General features: G+C 70.5%; 11 protein-coding genes and 2 pseudogenes. 6 read left to right on the forward strand and 7 right to left on the reverse strand.

Annotated features, from left to right (window positions below; all coding sequences use genetic code 11):
• Positions 1–273 precede the first annotated feature (273 nt).
• The 3 genes from H8R17_RS29380 to H8R17_RS29390 all read left to right on the forward strand — a co-directional run bounded on the left by H8R17_RS29380 (position 274) and on the right by H8R17_RS29390 (position 4,919).
• A complete protein-coding gene (locus H8R17_RS29380) occupies positions 274–3,123 on the forward strand; it encodes an AAA family ATPase (RefSeq protein ID WP_187826255.1) in 2,850 nt (949 codons plus the stop codon).
• Between the two features lie 202 nt (positions 3,124–3,325).
• The gene (locus H8R17_RS29385; RefSeq protein ID WP_187826256.1) at positions 3,326–4,117 is read left to right on the forward strand and encodes a trypsin-like serine protease; all 792 of its coding nucleotides are present in this window, start codon (positions 3,326–3,328) and stop codon (positions 4,115–4,117) included.
• 154 nt (positions 4,118–4,271) lie between these two features.
• On the forward strand, positions 4,272–4,919 hold the full coding sequence (locus tag H8R17_RS29390; RefSeq protein ID WP_187826257.1) for a LysE family translocator: 648 nt from the start codon (positions 4,272–4,274) through the stop codon (positions 4,917–4,919).
• Positions 4,920–4,937: 18 nt separating this feature from the next.
• On the opposite strand, the gene H8R17_RS29395 is transcribed toward H8R17_RS29390, so the two are convergent.
• Complete coding sequence (locus tag H8R17_RS29395) at positions 4,938–6,350, reverse strand: winged helix DNA-binding domain-containing protein (protein ID WP_262505598.1); 1,413 nt, start codon at positions 6,348–6,350, stop codon at positions 4,938–4,940.
• A 142-nt stretch (positions 6,351–6,492) separates the two neighbouring features.
• Between H8R17_RS29395 and H8R17_RS29400 the strand changes: the two genes are divergently transcribed.
• Complete coding sequence (locus H8R17_RS29400; protein ID WP_187826285.1) at positions 6,493–7,653, forward strand: magnesium and cobalt transport protein CorA; 1,161 nt, start codon at positions 6,493–6,495, stop codon at positions 7,651–7,653.
• Positions 7,654–7,823: 170 nt separating this feature from the next.
• Here the strand turns inward: H8R17_RS29400 and H8R17_RS29405 are convergent, their stop codons facing one another.
• From H8R17_RS29405 to H8R17_RS29430, 6 genes and pseudogenes are all read right to left on the reverse strand, one after another.
• Entirely contained in the window at positions 7,824–9,884 is a 2,061-nt protein-coding gene (locus tag H8R17_RS29405) for a beta-galactosidase (RefSeq protein ID WP_187826258.1), read from the reverse strand.
• Between the two features lie 363 nt (positions 9,885–10,247).
• Positions 10,248–10,703, reverse strand: a complete 456-nt coding sequence (locus H8R17_RS49435) for a transposase family protein (RefSeq protein WP_399477440.1) — start codon at positions 10,701–10,703, stop codon at positions 10,248–10,250.
• Positions 10,704–10,711: 8 nt separating this feature from the next.
• Positions 10,712–11,366, reverse strand: a pseudogene (locus tag H8R17_RS49440) (ISAzo13 family transposase); the annotation flags it as partial.
• A gap of 26 nt (positions 11,367–11,392) precedes the next feature.
• Positions 11,393–12,301 carry a transposase gene (locus H8R17_RS29415; protein ID WP_223125629.1) on the reverse strand — a complete coding sequence of 303 codons (909 nt, stop codon included), beginning with the start codon at positions 12,299–12,301 and terminating at the stop codon, positions 11,393–11,395.
• Between the two features lie 383 nt (positions 12,302–12,684).
• A pseudogene (locus H8R17_RS29420) lies at positions 12,685–13,227 on the reverse strand (ISAzo13 family transposase); the annotation flags it as partial.
• Positions 13,228–13,671: 444 nt separating this feature from the next.
• A complete protein-coding gene (locus H8R17_RS29430; protein ID WP_187826261.1) occupies positions 13,672–14,019 on the reverse strand; it encodes a hypothetical protein in 348 nt (115 codons plus the stop codon).
• A gap of 173 nt (positions 14,020–14,192) precedes the next feature.
• Between H8R17_RS29430 and H8R17_RS29435 the strand changes: the two genes are divergently transcribed.
• Both H8R17_RS29435 and H8R17_RS29440 read left to right on the forward strand, forming a co-directional pair.
• Positions 14,193–15,224, forward strand: a complete 1,032-nt coding sequence (locus H8R17_RS29435; RefSeq protein ID WP_223125630.1) for a LacI family DNA-binding transcriptional regulator — start codon at positions 14,193–14,195, stop codon at positions 15,222–15,224.
• Between the two features lie 630 nt (positions 15,225–15,854).
• The gene (locus tag H8R17_RS29440) at positions 15,855–17,975 is read left to right on the forward strand and encodes an ABC transporter substrate-binding protein (protein WP_187826262.1); all 2,121 of its coding nucleotides are present in this window, start codon (positions 15,855–15,857) and stop codon (positions 17,973–17,975) included.
• Positions 17,976–18,009 lie beyond the last annotated feature (34 nt).

Here is an 18,009-nt window from a genome sequence, read left to right on the forward strand (position 1 = left end):
TCACCACCACCCGAAGGACGAACCAGGACGAATCCTCAACCCCGACCGACCACCCCAGGCCGGCGCGCGCACGTGAATGATCGAGGCTGGCGCTGTTCGGTATTTCGAGAAGCTCAGGTCACAGCGCCGCTCTCCCACCCGTATTCAATCCGCCGACCGCCGGAATTCCGTCCATGCCCGCGCACACTGTTATTTCCCTCACGACACCAACCGTCCGAAATTCAATGAACCATTGCCTAACATTGGCCAGGACACGACACACGGAGGGGAGCGGTGACCGTGCCACGGGACTTCCAGGAGCCTGCGAGATGCCGCCCCGACCTGGTCATCGGCCGGGAGGAGCTGTTCGCCGCGGCGCGTGAGCAACTCGGCCGCGGCGGCAGCGTGCTGCTCCACGGGCCCGCCGGAATAGGAAAATCGACCGTCCTGCGGGCATTGGCCGCGGAATACGCCCCCACGGCGCGGACCGTCTTGCGCTGTTCGGCCACCGAGTCCGAATCCCATCTCCCCTTCCTCGCCCTCGCCGACCTGCTGGGCCTCGCCCTCGACCAGGTCGCGGGCCGGCTGCCCGCCGCCCAGCGCACCGCCCTGGAGTCGGCGCTCACCGGCCGCGGCGAGTCCACCCTGCAACGCGACGGCCTCGCACTGCGCCTGGCGGTGCTGTCCGCGCTGCGCGCGCTGGCCGCCGACGGACCCGTCCTGGTCGTCGCCGACGACCTGCAGTGGCTGGACCCGGCCAGCGCCGAACTCCTCGGCTTCGCCGCCCGCCGCCTCGGCGACACCCCGGTACGGCTGCTGTGCGCGGTGCGCACCGAGGGGCAGGAGTACGACCGGCATCTACGCGCGTCCCCGCCGGACACCCTCGCCGTCCGCCTCGGCCCGCTCTCCCGCGCCCAGGTCTCCGCGCTGCTCGACCACCGCGGCTACACCGGCCTGTCACGCTCCACGGTGCGCGACATCCACCGCACCAGCGGCGGCAACCCGCTGTTCGCGCTCGAGCTGGGCCGCGTGCTGGCCGAGAACCCCGCCCCGCCGCGGCCGGGCGAGCCGCTGCCGGTGCCGACCTCGCTGCGGGCCCTGGTGCTGCACCGGCTGGAGATGCTGTCCGCCGAGGCCCGCCGCACCCTGCTCGTGGCCAGCGCCGGCGCCCGCCCCACCCTGGCCCTGCTGCACGCGGCCGGCCGGGAGAACGCCGAGTCCGAGACCGCCCAGGCCGCCGAACTGGGGCTGCTCGCGACCGAGTCCGGGGGGTCCGCCGTACGGTTCGCGCATCCGCTGATCTCGGCCGCGCTGTACGCGGAGACCCCGGCGCACGAGCGGCGGGCCGCGCACGCGGCGCTGTCCACGGCCGCCTCCGACCCGATCGAGCGGGCCCGGCACCTGGCGCTGGCCACCACCGGCACCGACCCGGAGGTGGCCGCCCGGCTCGGCGAGGCCGCCGCGCTGGCCCGGGACCGCGGGGCCCCGTCGGTGGCCGCCTCGCTCGGCCTGCTCGCCGCCCGGCACACCCCGGCGGACGGCACGCCGGACCCGGACGAACGGCGCCTGCGGGCCGCCGAGGACGCGATCACCGCCGGCGAGGCGGACCTCGCCCGGGACGTGGCCCGCGAGGTGCTGACCCGGGCGACCGTGCCCGCGGACCGGGTGCGGGCCTGGATGGTGGTGCTGGAGTCGGCCGGTCAGGCTCTCGGCGAGGTCGACGCGGTCTTCCCGCAGGCGCTGGCCGACGCGGGTGACGACCCCGGCCTGCTCGCGCTGGTCCACTACCAGCTGGCGTGGCGGGGCCTGGTCGTGGAGGGCGACTTCGAGGAGGGCCGGCTGGAGGCCGCGCATGCGGCGGAGCTGGCCGCGCGGGCCGGCGACCGGCGCACCGAGCTGCTGGCTCTCGCCTTCCGGGCGCAGGCCGAGATCCTGATGGGACACCCGGACGCCCCCGCGACCATCAAGCGGGCGCTGAAGGAGCCCCAGGACCCGGGGGTGGCCTGCCACCACAACGGCGCCGGTTCCGCCCGCTTCCGCTGGCTGATCATGAGCGACCGGCTGGCCGAGGCGCGCGGCGTCATCACCGCGCTGCTGCGCGAGGTGCGGCGGCGCGGCATGGTCGAGAGCGAGGTGCACTTCCTGCGCTTCCTCGCCGAGACCGAACTGCGCTCCGGGCACTGCGGCCGGGCCCTGGACCTGGCCCGGGAGAGCCTGCGGCTGGCCCGGGACGCGGGTATGGGCGAGGGCGCCGGGGCGATGCTCACCTCGCTCGCCGAAGCGGCCGGCGGCGATGTGCAGCGGGCGCTGGCGCTCGCCCGGGAGGCGGTGGGCCGCGCCGAGGAGGACGGCGACGCCGTCTACCTGTCGCGGGCCCTGGCCGCGCTCGGGCACGCCCAGCTGGTGGCGGGGAACGCGCGCGAGGCGGTGCACGCGCTGCGCCGGCTGCGGGAGCTGGAGCACGGCATCGGCATCACCGATCCGGCGCGCGGGCGCTGGCAGGGCGACCTCGCCGAGGCACTGGTGCGGATCGGGGAGACCGCCGAGGCGCAGAACGTCATCGAGGTCACGCGCGGGCACGCGCTGCGGCTGGGCCGGGAGAGCGTGCTGGCGGTGCTGGACCGGGCGGAGGCGCTGGTGCGTGCGGCACGCGGCGAACACGAGGCCGCCGCCGCCCAGCTGACGTCGGTTCAGGACCGGCTAGCCAAGCTGGGCCTCGGCCTGGAGGAGGCGCGGGCCGCCTTCGCACTGGCCCGGCTGCGCCACGTCCCCCAGGCTCTCGGCTTCGCCCGAGCCGGGGGCATCTCCGTCCCCGGGCCGGTGTCGTACGACGAGGCGGCCCGCCTGTTCCGGCGCTGCCGGGCGCTGCCGTGGCTGCGTCAGGTGGACGCGGCCGCGGCGGAGCGCCCCGCGGAACCGGCCCGCGCGCCCGCGGTCGTGCCGGACTCCCTGGAGTGCCTGGCGTCGATGGAGCGTCAGGTCGCCTCGCTCGTCATGGAGGGGGCGACCAACCGGGAGATCGCCGGGCGTCTGTTCATCAGCGTCAAGACGGTCGAGGCGACCCTGACGCGGGTCTACCGCAAGCTGGGGATCCGATCGCGGGTGGACATCGTCAGACTGGCGGCCGGGCGGCGTACGAGCTGAGCCCCACGCGGGTTCGTCAGGGGGCAACCGAGGGTTTTCCCTGCCCAACTCCCCTAGGGGGTTCCCTCATTGGGCGCTCTGTACGCCGGGCTCTAGCGTGAGGCCGTGCCGCTCGCCGGGCACGCGGGGGTCTGACCCGAGACCCCCGGTGCATCACCCCCCACCCGCGCGACCTCCCCACCGGCAAACAATGAGGAGACTCATGTTCGGGCTCGCCCGTGCCAAGAAGGCCGCCGCCCTCGCCGCAGCCACCGCTGCCGCCGCCGCGACCGCACTGCTCACCGCTCCCAGTGCCACGGCCGCTCCGCAGCCGATCGTCGGGGGTACGACGGCCACGACGTCCGCGTACCCGTTCATGATGCAGATCACGGACGCCTCGCAGGAACAGTTCTGCGGCGGCACCCTCGTCTCCCCCACCAAGGTCGTCACGGCGGCGCACTGCATGGTCGGCGAGACGCCGGGCAGCGTGCGCGTGGTCGGCGGGCGCACCTACCGCGACGGCACCAACGGTACGGTCAGCCGGGTCAGCAAGATCTGGATCCACCCGGACTACGCCACCGTCACGCGCGGCGACGACGTGGCGGTGCTGACGCTGTCGACGGCGATGCCGTACACGACGGCGAGATACGTCTCCGCCTCGGACAACTCGGTGTACGCGGCGGGCACCACCGCCCGCATCATCGGCTGGGGCACCACCCGCTCGAACGGCTCCTCCTCCAACCAGCTGCGCACCGCGACCGTGCCGACGGTGTCCGACGCGAGCTGCCGCAGCTCGTACGGCTCCCGGTTCGTCCAGAGCGACATGGTGTGCGCCGGCTTCACCACCGGCGGCGTGGACACCTGCCAGGGCGACAGCGGCGGGCCCTTCCTCATCGGAGGCGTCCTGGCAGGGATCACCTCCTGGGGCGACGGGTGCGCCGCGGCCGGCTCCCCCGGCGTGTACACCCGGCTGACGACCTTCTCCGGCCAGGTGGCGGCGCAGGTCAACTCGTAGCGCACCCACGGAACTCCTGAGCAACCCCTCAGGTGAAAAACCAGGGGGCGTTGCGGGCCTCCACGAGCGGCCCGCAGCGCCCCCTTTCCATGGTGTTGGCTTCCCTGGGCTTGTTCGAGTGGGCTTGAATGGCCGGCGGATGGGAGTGATGCGCATGGTGTCCGCCGACCGTCTCCTCGCCTTCGTCGCGATGTCGGTGCTGGTGGTGCTGATCCCGGGGCCGAGCGTGCTCTTTGTCATCGGCCGGGCACTGGCACACGGCCGCCGGACCGCCGTGGCGACGGCCCTCGGCAATGTCGTCGGCTCGTATCTGCTGGTGGTGGCCGTCGCGGTCGGGGTCGGCTCGCTGGTCGAGCGGTCGGTGACCGTGTACATGGCGGTGAAGCTCGCGGGGGCCGCGTATCTGGTCTACCTGGGCGTGCAGGCGTTCCGGCACCGCAGGGAGCTGACGGCGGCGCGGATCGAGACGCAGCCGAAGGGTCCGGCCAGGGGCGATGTGCGGACCGTCCTGGACGGCGTGCTGGTCGGCGCCACCAACCCCAAGGGCGTGGTGTTCTTCGCGGCCGTCCTGCCCCAGTTCGTGGACCACTCGGCCGGGCACGTGCCGTTGCAGATGCTCCTGCTGGGCCTGGTGCCCATCACGATCGGCCTGGTCACGGACACGCTGTGGGGGCTGACCGCGTCGGCGGCGCGCAGCTGGTTCGCCCGCTCGGACCGCCGGCTGTCGGTGATCGGCGGGGCGGGCGGCTGCACGCTGATCGGCCTGGGCGTGACCGTGGCGGTGACGGGCCGGGCGGACTGACGGCGGCACGGGCCTCGGCTAGGGCCGGATCACGGTCCCGAACCGGACGTGGTACGACCTCTCCGGGTGCATCACCCCCAGCATCCGCGCCGCTTCCGCGGTGACCGCGTCCCGCTGTGCCTTGGTGAGCGTGCCGAAGGGCTCGACGGTGAGGGTGTCGTCCGCGAGCTTCCACACCCCCGCGAGAAAGCCGTCGACGAGAAACGTGCAGTGGGCCAGGTTCCCCTGCCAGGTGCGGCCCCGGTACTCCGCGGGTACGACGCGGGTGCGGTCGGCGTGGGAGAGGAGCAGGTTGTCGTACTCCGGCAGGAAGCGCGGCGGCGCCGGGGTGTCGGGGTCGGGGCGGGGCGCGTCCGGCAGGTCGAACAGCTCGACGCCGTGCGTGTCCCGGAAGGTGACGAGTTCGGGCCGCAGACGCTCGAAGGCGTCCCGCAGCCTGGTCAGCCCGGCCCAGGTCTGCATGTCCTTGACGGACGCCGGTCCGAAGCCGGTGAGGTAACGCAGGACGGTGGCGTCGGGTGCGGAGGCCGGTTCGGCGGGGCGGCCCAGCCAGTGCTCGGCGGTGGTGAGAGCGACCTGGCCGCTGCGGCCCCACAGCCCGCGCGGGGTGACCTGGACGAGGGGGAGTTTGCAGCGGGCGGCGATCGACAGGGCCCGGGGGTCGGCGTCCGGCCACTCGGCGGACAGCGCCTCGCGCAACTGCCGCATCGTGCGCGGCTCGTCCTCGACGAGGTCCCGCGCGAGCGCGGCGAGCCGCTCCAGGTCGACGCCGCCCAGACCCTTGCGGAAGTTCTTCAGTTCCCGGTCCCGGGCGGGCTGCACCAGCGGGCGCAGGGTGAGGCAGTCGTCGGCGGTGTGCGCGTGGATGGTCGACCGCATGGTGACGATCCGGACGACCTCCCGCTCGGCCACCAGCGCCGACAACTCCTGCGGGACGAACCCGTCGAGCCGGGCGGCGAGGGCGTAGTACGGCGGCTTGACGTTCTGTGCCTGAAGCCCGACCAGATGCGCGACGGCGTCCTTCGCGGACATCGGGGAACGGTGCAGCAGGAGCTGCCGGTGGAGGGTGGCCCGGTTGAGGGCGCGGGGGTCGAGGGTGAGGGCTGGGGTGACGGCCTTCGCGGGGGTTGCCTTCTTGACCGGGGTCTTGCTCGTGGCGGTGGCCTTCTTCGGGGTGGTGGGCTTCGATGCCTGGGCCGCGGATCCCTGCGGTTCGGGCGCCGTGCTCGTCCCCGGTGCCGGGCGGTCCGTGTTCGCCGTGGCCGCCTTCGACGCCGGACCGCCCGCGCTCGCCGGGCCCGACCTCGCCGCACCCTGCGCAGTGCCCGGTCCCGGTGTCGCCGCACCACCCACACCACCCGCACCCGGCACCGCCGCACCACCCGCGCCCGACGCCGCCGTACCGCCCATGGCCCTGGTCCGCTTCGTCATGTCCCGCACGCTAGCGCCGGACGCGGACAGCCGCTGTCCGCGAGGGCATCCCGTTGCGGGACCGCCCGCCATTGCGGCGCCATTTGCCCCGTATATCCTCACTGTGATCGATCCGACGAGCCTCGACCCGAGAGGCACCGTGATGCCCCAGCGACGCGCCCGCCCCACCGCGCACACCTCCCGGAAGTCCGTCTGGCGCCGTGCCCTGACCCCGCCGCAGCCGCCCGCCGAGCAGGACCCGGCGTCACCTGCCGACCCGCCGTCCACGGAACCGGCCGAGGTGGCCAGCGTCGTACAGGCTGTCCTGTACCAGGACGGCGTCCGCGTCTCCTCCCCCGCCACCCTCGCCGACACCTACCGCGAGCTGCGCCAGCAGCGGGCCGGCATGGCGTGGATCGGCCTGGCCCGCCCGACGGAGGGCGAACTGCTCTCCCTGGCCAGCGAGTTCGACCTGCACCCGCTCGCCGTCGAGGACGCGATGGAGGCGCACCAGCGGCCGAAGCTGGAGCGCTACGGCGACACCCTGTTCGTCGTCCTGAGCGCCGCCCGCTACCTGGACGCCCCCGAGCAGGTCGACTTCGGCGAGCTGCACGTCTTCGTCGGGCCGGACTTCGTGATCACGGTCCGGCACGGCGCCGCCCCGGACCTGTCGGCGGTGCGGCACCGCATGGAGGAGACGCCGGACCTGCTGAAGCTGGGCCCGGAGGCGGTGCTGTACGCGATCCTGGACGCGGTGGTCGACGGCTACCTGCCGGTCGTCGCGGGCGTCCAGAACGACATCGACGAGATCGAGACGGAGGTGTTCCGCGGCGACCCGGAAGTGTCCCGCCGCATCTACGAGCTCTCCCGCGAGATGGTCGAGTTCCAGCGCGCCACCCGCCCGCTCGTCGGCATGCTGCACAGCCTGATGGCCGGCTTCGCCAAGTACGGCACGGACGAGGAACTCCAGCGCTACCTGCGTGACGTCGCCGACCACGTCACCCACACCAGCGAACGCGTCGACGGCTTCCGCCAGGCCCTCACCGACATCCTGACGGTGAACGCGACCCTGGTCGCCCAGGAGCAGAACGCGGAGATGCGGTCACTGGCGGAGGCGGGCTTCGAGCAGAACGAGGAGATCAAGAAGATCTCCAGCTGGGCGGCGATTCTGTTCGCCCCGACACTGGTCGGAACGATCTACGGCATGAACTTCGACCACATGCCGGAGTTGCACTGGGTGCTCGGATACCCCTTTGCGATACTCCTGATGGCGATCGTATGCACCAGTTTGTACATCATCTTCAAGCGGCGGGACTGGCTCTGAGTAACCGGCTGACGAGCACCCGCCGCCTGAAAGCAGCGGTGTGCCTGCGTTGCCGCCGCACGTGCTCGGGACCGAAGACCCACGCGGCACGTTCCTCTTTTCTGGCCGCCTGCTTGAGGGGTGTGCGGAGCACAGTCATCGTCCTCGGGTTCCTGGACCGGGTGCGGGGTTCAGGAGCCGCTCGGCGGCGGCTCGGTGTGCTGCGACGTGGCCAGGGGGCTGCGCACGACGGCGACGTCCGCCGCGTCGAGGACGAGCGTCTCCCCGGCTTTCAGGCGGCGTCCGGTGATCAGATCGGTGCCGGAGCGGTCGAGGGTGACGGTCGCCTTGCCCTGCCGGTGGTTCAGCAGGAACAAGTAGGCGCTCGTGTCCGTCCGTCGCTCGGTGACCTCGACGCCCCGCGGTGCGGCCTGCACCGGTCGCACCCCGGCACGGTCCAGGACGTGCCGCACCAGGGCTTCGAGGGCGTCGCCGTCCAGACGCGTGCCGACGTACACGGCACGGCCCCGGCCGAGTTCCCGCTCGACCACCGCGGCTTGGCCGACGAGCCGACCCGTGCGGTAGACGGCGAGCGGCCGGGCGGTCTCAATATCGAGGTCGTCCTGCCACACGGAAGCGGTCGCGGAGAACCCGTTCAGTGCGGTCCGCTCGACTGCCGCCTGGACCGGCACCGTGGCCTCGGCGGGCAGCGGAGAGAACTCCTGGACGTGCGCGCCGATGACCTCGCGCAGGGCCCCCGGATAGCCGCCTCCGACGATCCGGTCGTCCTCGTCCACGATCCCGGAGAAGTACGAGACGAGGAGATGGCCGCCGTCCTCCACGAATGTCCTCAGCGCTGCGCTGTGTTGACGGGTCATCAGGTACTGGTTGGGGATGACCAGGACCCGGTAGGGCGACAGGTCGTCGTCGAGGGTGACGACATCGACCGCGACCTGGCTGTTCCACAGGGCCCGGTAGTGCCGGGCCACGGTGTCCCGGTAGTCGAAAGTGTTGTCCGGGTGGGCGCAGCCCTCCACGGCCCACCAGTTCTGCCAGTCCCACACGATCGCCACCTGCGCGCCGGTCCGTGCCGTGGCGACCTCGTCGATGGTGCGCAGCTCGTTGCCGAGCGCCTTGACCTCCTGCCACGTCCGGGTCTTCTCACCGCCGTGCGGGAGCATCGCCGAGTGGAACTTCTCCTGCCCCTGGCGTGAGGCCCGCCACTGGAAGAACATCACCGCGTCGGAGCCGTGCGCGACGGCCTGGTAGGAGCCCAGGCGCATCCGGCCCGGCTGTTTGACCTGGTTGGTCTTCCACTGGCTGACCGCGCCGGCCGCCTGCTCCATCAGCATCCAGGGCTGCCCGCCGCGCAGGGAGCGCATCAGGTCGTACTGGAAGGCCGCGGTGACCAGCGAGTGGGGCTTTCCCGGGTCGGGGTAGCAGTCGAAGGCGACGACGTCGAGTTCCTTCGCCCACCGGTGGCTGTCGGTCAGCCGGCACTGGAAGAAGTTGGTCGTCGCCGGCACATCGGGCGTGATCCCGTGGAGCAGGTCGCGCTCCTGTGTGACGAGTTCCAGCAGGAGGTCGGAGGTGAAGCGGGAGAAGTCCAGCTCACGGGAGGGGTTGTCCCAACCGCGCACGGGCCCGGGCAGGTGCACCTGGGACCAGTCGCTGTAGCGCTGGCTCCAGAACGCCGTGCCCCACCTGCGGTTGAGTTCGTCCAGCGTGCCGTATCGCCGTTGCAGCCACTCGCGGAAGCGGTCGTCGCACGAGTCGCAGAAGCAGTCGGAGTGGTACTCGTTGCCAATGTGCCACATCGCCAGGCCGGGATGCTTGCCGTACCGCTCGGCCAATTCGGTGGCGATGCGTCGGCTGCGGTCCCGGTAGACCGGGGAGGAGGGGCAGAAGTGCCCTCGGCTGCCGATGCCGTGCCGCACTCCCTGCCGGTCGGCCGAGAGTGTTTCGGGGAAGTCCGTGGCGAGCCACGGCGGTGGCGCGGCGTTCGGCGTCGCGAGGTTGACATGGATGCCGTTCGACCACAGCAGGTCCATGATCTCGTCGAGCCACGAGAAGTCGAACCGGCCGTCGGCCGGCTCCAGCATGGCCCAGGAGAAGACGCCCAGACTGACGAGCCGCACGCCTGCGGCTCGCATGAGCCGGATGTCCTCCTGCCACACCTCCGTCGGCCACTGCTCCGGGTTGTAGTCCCCGCCGTAAACGACTCCCGGCAGCCGACGGCGAAAGGTGGTCATGCGCGGATCGGGCACAGCGGGGGTTCCTTTCGGAAGCGCTCCTGCAAGCGGTTTCTCAGAACTGGGACCTTGTCCTTGGCGTACCGAGCTGCTGCGCTTGGTTGACCGCGAGCACCGCACCGGGTTGAGGGCTGCATGACCTCAACAATAGTGAACGTTCACGCAGCGAGCGTAGTGACGGACCACATCCCGGTCAAGGCTCTGCGCGGCGCTGCTCGAGCCCTCAGTGGGCAGTGTTCACCGTGAAGTCGCACGTCACGGGACTGGCGCGCGCGGGTCTCGGGGGACTCGGGCTGATCAGGGCGGAAGTCCGCCGCCAGCCTAAGGGCGTGCAGATCATCAACACGCTTTCTTGATCTTGTTTCAGGTGGGCTTGGAAGCGAGGAACGTCGCGACATCGGATGGTGTGCGGAAGCGGGCGGTGAAGGCGGTGATGTGGTGGCCGTGCGCTTCCAGGAGCGGACCGACTTCCTGTTTCGCGCGGCTGATGGTCGGGGCGGTGACGCCGAAGAGCTGGCCGAGGAGGTCCATTTTGGCGAGCTTGCGCAGGTGGAGCACGGTGACCAGGATCCGGTCGGCTGTGGTGAGCTTGGCTTTGGCGCCTGCACCGGGGGCCGCCAGACGCTCGTGCCCGCGACGTGTGCGGAGCACTTGCTCGCGTTGAACCTCCAGCGCGGGAGTCAGCGCGTCGATGAGTCCGCTGAGCTGTTGGCGGGTCATGCCGGTCAGTTCAGGGTCCTGCAGCCAATGCCGCGTGAGGCGATGCGGCTTGTTCGCCGGGGCCTGGCCTGACGTGCTCTTGACCGCCATCGCGTCCATCGGATGCTGGGGGTGGAGGGTGTAGTTCCGGTCGCCGTGGAAGCGGTGCCGTGTGATCGGCAGGGCGGCGATCTCGTCGTCGCTGACCTGGCTGCCGGTGGGGTACTGGCCGGTATCGAGTTCGGCATGCACGGCCAGGCCGGTCTTGGTAGTGGTCGCGGCGATGCTCTCGACGATGACTTCGTGGCTGGTCAGGGCCTGCCGCGCCAGTTCATGGTGATGTGGGAGAACAGCCGGTGCTCGATCCGGTTCCACTTCGACGTTCCGGGAGACAGGTGGCAGACGGTGACCGTCAGGCCGGACTCGGCTGCGAACCGGGCGAGCTCGGTCTTCCAGGTGCGGGTGCGATACCCGTTGGAGCCGCCCGCATCGGCGGTGATCAGCAAACGGCCGGCCGCCGGATAGAGGGGCGGCTCGGCTGCGTTCCACCAGCGGCGGATCGACTCGACCGCGAACGCCGCGGTGTCGTGGTCGGTGCCCACGTTGACCCAGCCCGTGTTGGCGGCGACATCGTAGATGCCGTAGGGCACCGCCCTGCCCAGCTCGCGGGTCGGGGAAGTCGTGGGTGTCGACCCGCACCGGCTGGCCCTTCGGCTCCCATTCACGGCCGTTGTTCTTGAAGGGGCCGACCATTTCCTTCTTCTTCGTGTCCACGCTGATCACCGAACCCGGGGTGCCTCTGTGTCTTGTCAAGCCGCCTGGTCAGCGAGGGACTTGACTCTTTGTTCGTCGGCGATCATGACGCGCCACACGTGGTCGGCCAAGCGGCGTTTCAGGCACCGCTTCGCTTCCTTCGGCGTCTTACCCTCGGAGAGTTTGCGCTGGTAATAGGCGTGTCCGGGTGATTTCGGCATCCGTATCTGCACGACTGCGATGGTGTGGAGGACAGAATTGAGCTGGCGGTCGCCGGAGCGGGAGAGCCGGTGACGGGCCTTGTCCGCGCTGGCGATCTCCACCGGGGCGGCACCGGCGTAGTTCGCGAACGCCGCCGAGGTGGGGAATCGGTGAGCCCGTCGGGTGCGGCCGATCAGCCGGGCGGCCATGACTGGCCCGATGCCCGGGGTGTCCATCAGTGCGCTGCCCGATGCCTCCACAAGGCTCTGCATCCGGGCAGCATTGTCCGCGAGCTGCTTGTCCAGTTTCCTGATCTCGGCGACCAGATCCCAGGCGATGTCCTTGCGGACGGTCTCGACGTCGCCAGCGGGACGGACGGACCGCAGCAGTTTGGCGGCCAGGTCCGCGGACAGCTGGGTCGGGGCGCCGCCGGGCAGCAGATCACGCAGCAGCGCGTGAAGCTGGTTAACTGCGCGGACCCGGGCCTGGGCCAGGTTCACACGCCGTTCGTCCAGAAGAGCCAGCGCCGTGGTGTGGTCCTCGGGCTCGACATCCCGTCCGTCTCCCTGCAGACAGGCGACGGTGGCCGCGGCCGCGGCGTCGATCTGGTCGTTCTTGCGCCGTCCACCGCGGGAGAGTTCGCGCACCCGACTGGTCGCTGCGGCAGGCACGTCGACGACGCTCTCGCCGCGGGCGATGAGCCACTGAGCGAGATGCCGGCCAATCCGTTGGCGTTCTCCACCGCCCACTTCCGCTGCGGCCACCGCTTGGCCCAGGCCAGCAGCCGCCGGTAGTCCGTCAGGCTCGCCTCGATCCGCATCGTCCCGACCTGCTGGTTTGATTCCGGCTCGACGGCGGTGGCGGTGTGAGTGGACTTGTGGGGGTCGACACCGAGCAGTATCACGGGACAGTGTTCCTCACGGTCGGACGACAGGGCATCCACGGCCGACACGCCGACTTCCGGAACCAACCGGCCGGGACACGCCTCTGTTGAGTCAGACCGCGGACGGACACCGGACCGGCGACATACCCCGGGAGAGCCAGCCCCGAAGAGCGGCAGACGGTTCACGAGTCACCCGGCCCGGCGTCCTACGGCACGCTACGAGCGGCCAACCCGACCGCGTCCCGCTACCCCCATACAAGTCGGCGGTTCATCCTGGTGGTTGCGGGCCTGTTCGTCGAGGTAGCGGAACTGGGCGTCCCGGTCGGGGTGCTGCTTGCCCTCCAGGGTCTTGGCGTTGCTTTGCAGGCTGAAGCCCTCCTCGCGCAGGAGGTCGCCCACCGTGTCCGCGCAGGTCCTGTGGCCTTGGCGGGTCAGTTCCTCCGCGAGCTTGCGGGTGGATTTGGTGGTCCAGCGCAACGGAGACATCGGATCCCCGCGGACATCGGGTTCGACCAGGGACAGGAGAGCCGCCCGAAGGGCCGGGTTTAGGCCGACGACACGTTTGCGGCCGCCGCCGACCCTGCGGACCCGTCCCAATGGAGCCTCGCCAGAGTCGAGTTCCCGCACCCCGAGCGACACAGTGGCCTCACGGACACCGGCGCCACGGGCCACCGCCCTGATCCCGCCGTGGCCGAGCGACCGGGCCTCCGCCCCTATCAACAGACGCCGCTGCCGCTCGTCGAGATGCGGCAGAATCGCCCCGAACTTCGCTGCCAGCACGGCCCGCGGTACTTCCAGCCCACCCATACCAGAGCAACGACCCACCGAACGGGAAGCCACGGGTTAAAGATCTGCACGCCCTAAGGGCAGTGCGTGACTTCCCCGCAGGTCAGCACCAGCAAGGCCGGTACCAGTGCGGTCGCCCACCTCGGGCCGGTGCGCAGCCTGGTGATGACCCGCCAGTTCTTCAGACGCGCGAAGCTGTGCTCGACCGGCGTCCGCATGGTGGTCAGCAGCCGGTTGGCCTGCTTTGTGCCCGGGTCAGCGGCCAGTGCAGGCGGCCCAGTAGCCGGTGATGACCGCCGCGTCGCCCTCATCGCCACTGTCGTCAGTCCGGCGTACTCCAGTCGGCGATCGCACCGAGCCCGGCCGCCCGCAGATGGGCGGGGAGATGGTCGTGGCGAGCGGCCACCGCGAGGCACGGGCCGGGCGGCACCGCCGAGACTCACAACAGCCGCCCCCGCTCCTCGGTCAGCGCCACCACCAGCAGCCGTGACACCGGCCGGAGAAGGCGCTGACCTCGGTCCACGAGCCGAGGACGAACAGCAGCAGGCCCAGCCGGTGGATGCCATGGCCCATCGCCGGGCAAGTACCACAGGGTTTCCCAGGTGACGGTGAGCGGGCGGCCGAGGGTGCCGTCGGCGACGAGGTGCCGAAGGCGGCGGCGCGGGTGGGGCCGGGCACGGCGAGCGCACTGAGGCGGTCGCGTCCGCGCAGGTCGGCGAGGGGCTGGGGCGTGTGCGTGGGCGATGCGGGCGCCGATGACGGCGGTGCGCGGGACGGTGACGCGGTGGGTGCGGTGAGGGCCGGGAGGAGCACCGGGGGCCGGCATCGGCTTCTCCCTCGGGCCGTCGACAGTCATCGTTCGTATTCCGCGACCCACGCATCATAGTGAACGTTCACCATCAGGCTCAATACTATGACCCGGAACTATAGTGCACTTGGCCGAGCTCCGACAATGGACCGACCGCAGAGAAGGGGGGAGCGCGCGCATGCCCGAGCGTTCATCCGCCGCCCGGCGTCCGACCATGAAGGAAGTCGCCCGCCTGGCCGGGGTGTCACACCAGACCGTCTCGCGCTACCTCCGCTCCCGCGACGGCCTCAAGCCCGCCACCCTCGCCCGCATCGACGCAGCGGTGCGTGAACTCGGCTACCGTCCCAATCTGGTGGCCCGGTCCATGCGCACCCGCCGCACCGGCCGCCTCGCGGTCGTGATACCGGCGATGACCTTCAGCCCCTACAGAATGCTCGTCGGAGCGGCCGCCACCGCGCACGAGGCCGGGTACGCGGTGGAAGTCGTCAGCCTCGAGGGCGGCGCTGGGGCCAGGACCGAGCGGGTGCTCGAACTGGCCGACTCCGGGCAGGTGGAGGGCATCCTGGCGTTGGCCCCGATCCGGCCGGAGGTCGAGAAACGGCTGCCGACCGGGGCGGCCGTCGTCGTCTCGGCCGACTTCGACGACTCCATGCGCGGCATTGGTGAACTCACCGACGCCCTACCGGTCGCCGAGCTGATCGAGCAACTCGCCGGGCTCGGTCACCGCCGCTTCCTGCACGTCGCCGGGGACCAGCAGTTCGCCTCCGCCCGCGCCCGCAAGGACGCCTACCTGCGGGCCATCGAGCGGCTCGGGCTCGAGTCCGTCGGTGTGGCCGACGGCGACTGGTCCGGCGAATCCGGGGCGGCGGCGATCCGCGCACTGGACGCCGGCCGGCTGCCGACCGCGGTCATCGCCGCCAACGACCTGGTGGCGGCGGGTGTCATCCGTGGCGCTCGCGATCGCGGGCTGGACGTGCCGGGCGACCTCAGCGTGACCGGCTGGGACAACAGCGACATCTGCCGCTACCTCCCGCCCTCGCTGACCACAGTCCACATCGACCTCGAAGGCCTGGGCCGCAACGCCATGGTGCGGCTGGTCGAGGCGATCAGCGGCCGGGCGCCGGAGCCGTCCCGGAGCCCGACGCACACGGTCATCTGGCGCGAGTCCGTCGCCCCGCCCCCGGCCGCGCGGCCCTCGTCCGCCTCCTGACCGCTTCCCGGTTCCGGTCGTCCACTCCTGGCCGCGTGGCCGGCACGCCGTCGGGCTCGGGGGTGCCCACTTCGCCGGCACTCCGAAGCACACACAACGTCACCGGTACGGCCGGGGTGTCGCCACCCGCCTGGGCACCTCCTTCGATCGGGAGAGCATTCGGCTGACGGCTCGTCAGGCCCCGGCGGCCGCAGGCGCGCCGCCGGGGCCTGGGCACCCTGGAGGGGGTGAGGCAGTTCGTCGGCACCCTCCCCCATCTGCCCCGGTTCGGACCCCACCGCGAGAGGCGGTGGTCGACCCGTACGGTGCCGGGCCGCCGGACACGACCGGCCTGTTGGCCCTCGACGCCCCGGTGGTCGGTCCGGGACAGACCCTCGCCCTGCCCTCGCACGGCGCCGCTGCACCGAGGTCCGATCGCGCCACACACGACGTCTCCTGGGCCGCCCACCCCGAGACAGAAAGCGATTACGCGCAATCCATTGACGCAAAGATGAACGTTCACTACGTTCCCTTCCACTCCACCCACGACGAGTTGTTCCCTCTCAGACCTGAGACGTCCCGAGCCGTCCTGAGCCGGCGACAGCGCACTGCCAACGATCTTCGTTCTCTCGATGCCACAGGGGTTGGATCATGAGTCAACTCAGCAGACGCCACCTGCTGCGCACCACGGCCGCCGTGGCCGGCGGTGTGATGCTCGCGGGATGCACGAGCGGCAGGTCCGGCACCCCGGACAAGAAGCCCGGCAACACGGGATCCGCCAAGAAGGGAGATGTCACCAAGGCGCTCAAGCGGCCGGGCACGATCCAGGAAGCGCCGTCGCTGAAAGGCAAGGGGCTGCCCCCGGTCGAGCAGCGGATCCCCATGGCCCCGTACGTCCTTCCGCACCGGTGGACCGGCGCCGGCAAGTACGGCGGTACGCTGAACACGACGGTCTTCGGGTCGACCGGAGCCGCGAACGCCTTTCCGATCCCCGAGTTCTTCTACGGCAATTCCCCGCTGCGCTTCCTCAACGACGGGCTGGACGTCGGTCCGGGACTGGCCGACCGCTGGAGTGCCAACGACGACGCCTCCGAGTGGACCGTCCACTTCCGCAAAGGCCTCAAGTGGTCCGACGGAGAGCTGTTCACGGTCGACGACATACTCTTCTGGTGGGAGGACATCGTCCTGCCCGGGCACAACGCGCAGACGCCGCCGCCGTCGAACATCTCCGGCAAGGGCACTCTGGTCAAGATGACCAAGATCGACGACAACACGCTGAAGTTCGCCTGGGACACCCCGCAGCCGCTCTTCCCGGAGCACCTGGCCACCTACGTCAAGGGCGGACTGGGCACAAACGGCCCGACCTGGGTGCTCCCGAAGCACTACCTGAAGCAGTTCCACCCGAAGTACAACAAGAAGGTCCCCAAGGACTGGGACTCGCCCGGCGGACTGTGGGAGCAGATGGCCGACTGGAAGCGCAACCGCGACTGCCCGACGCTGACCGGGTACAAGTGCAAGTCGTTCGACAACAACACCGGCATCGTGCTGGAACGCAATCCGTACTACTACGTCGTCAACACCAACGGCGACCAGCTCCCCTACATCGACGAGATCCGCTTCTCGGTGCAGACCAACGACCAGGCGATCAAGCTGAAGATCCAGCAGGGATCCGTCGACTACTGCCAGGGCTTCCCCAACAAGCTCTCCCTGGCCGACGTCTCGACGCTGTCGCAGAAGAAGGACTCCGGAAACTACGACATCCTGCTGTGGAAGAGCGGGGACGGAACCGGCTCGATCTTCTTCTTCAACTACGACTACATCGCCAAGGACGAGAAGTACGGCAAACTGATCCGCGACAAGCGGTTCCGGCAGGCGATCTCGCACGGCTGGGACCGCAAGACCGCGCGCAAGACGCTCTACTTCGACACCGGCGAGCTGACCACCGGGACGATCGGCCCCAGCACCACGGAGTTCCACGTCGGTCCGGACGGCCCCAAGCTGTACGAGCAGTGGCGGGACTCCTACGTCGAGTTGGACCGCGCGAAGGCGACGTCCCTGCTGGCCGAGATCGGGCTGAAGGACACCGACGGCGACGGCTACGTGGAATTCCCCGACGGTTCGAAGCTGACCATCGAGATCCCATACGCCGCCGACATTGCCGCACCGGAGGCGGCCAAGGACGACCAGCTGGTTGCCGACATGCAGAAGATCGGGCTGCGGATGAAGCGGGTCCCGATGTCGCCGACCGCGTTCGGCGAGAAGTGGATGGCCGGACAGTTGATGTCTCACACCAACTGGGCGAACGCCAACGGCACCTCGATCATGGTGGTCCCGAACTGGCTGGTGCCGGTGAACACCCAGTACTGGGCCCCGCTCCAGTCCGCCTGGTACGCCAACAGCGGCACCGGCAAGAACAAGGAGGAGCTCGACGTCGACCCGATCAAGCGCCACCCGCCGCGGATGGCGCCGGAGGACGGCGACTCGGTAGGCAAGCTGACGGAGCTGTACAACCAGGCCAAGGCCGAACCGGAGGCGATGAAGCGCAACCGTCTGGTCTGGCAGATGATGCGCATCCATATCGAGGACGGCCCGTTCTTCATGGGGTCGACGGCCAACTTCCCGGAAGTAATTACCAAGAACCGGGACCTCGCCAACGTGCCGGACCCCAAGAACCTGGCCCTGGGCGGGATCACCGGACCGTGGCACATCCCCGCCCCCGCCACCTACGACCCGGAGTGCTGGTACTGGACCAACCCGGACCAGCACCGCTGACCAGGCGTGTCCACGGATTCACGGCAGAGAACAT

The organism is Streptomyces sp. TRM68367 (assembly GCF_014495685.1).
In the GTDB taxonomy this organism is placed as follows: Bacteria; Actinomycetota; Actinomycetes; order Streptomycetales; family Streptomycetaceae; genus Streptomyces.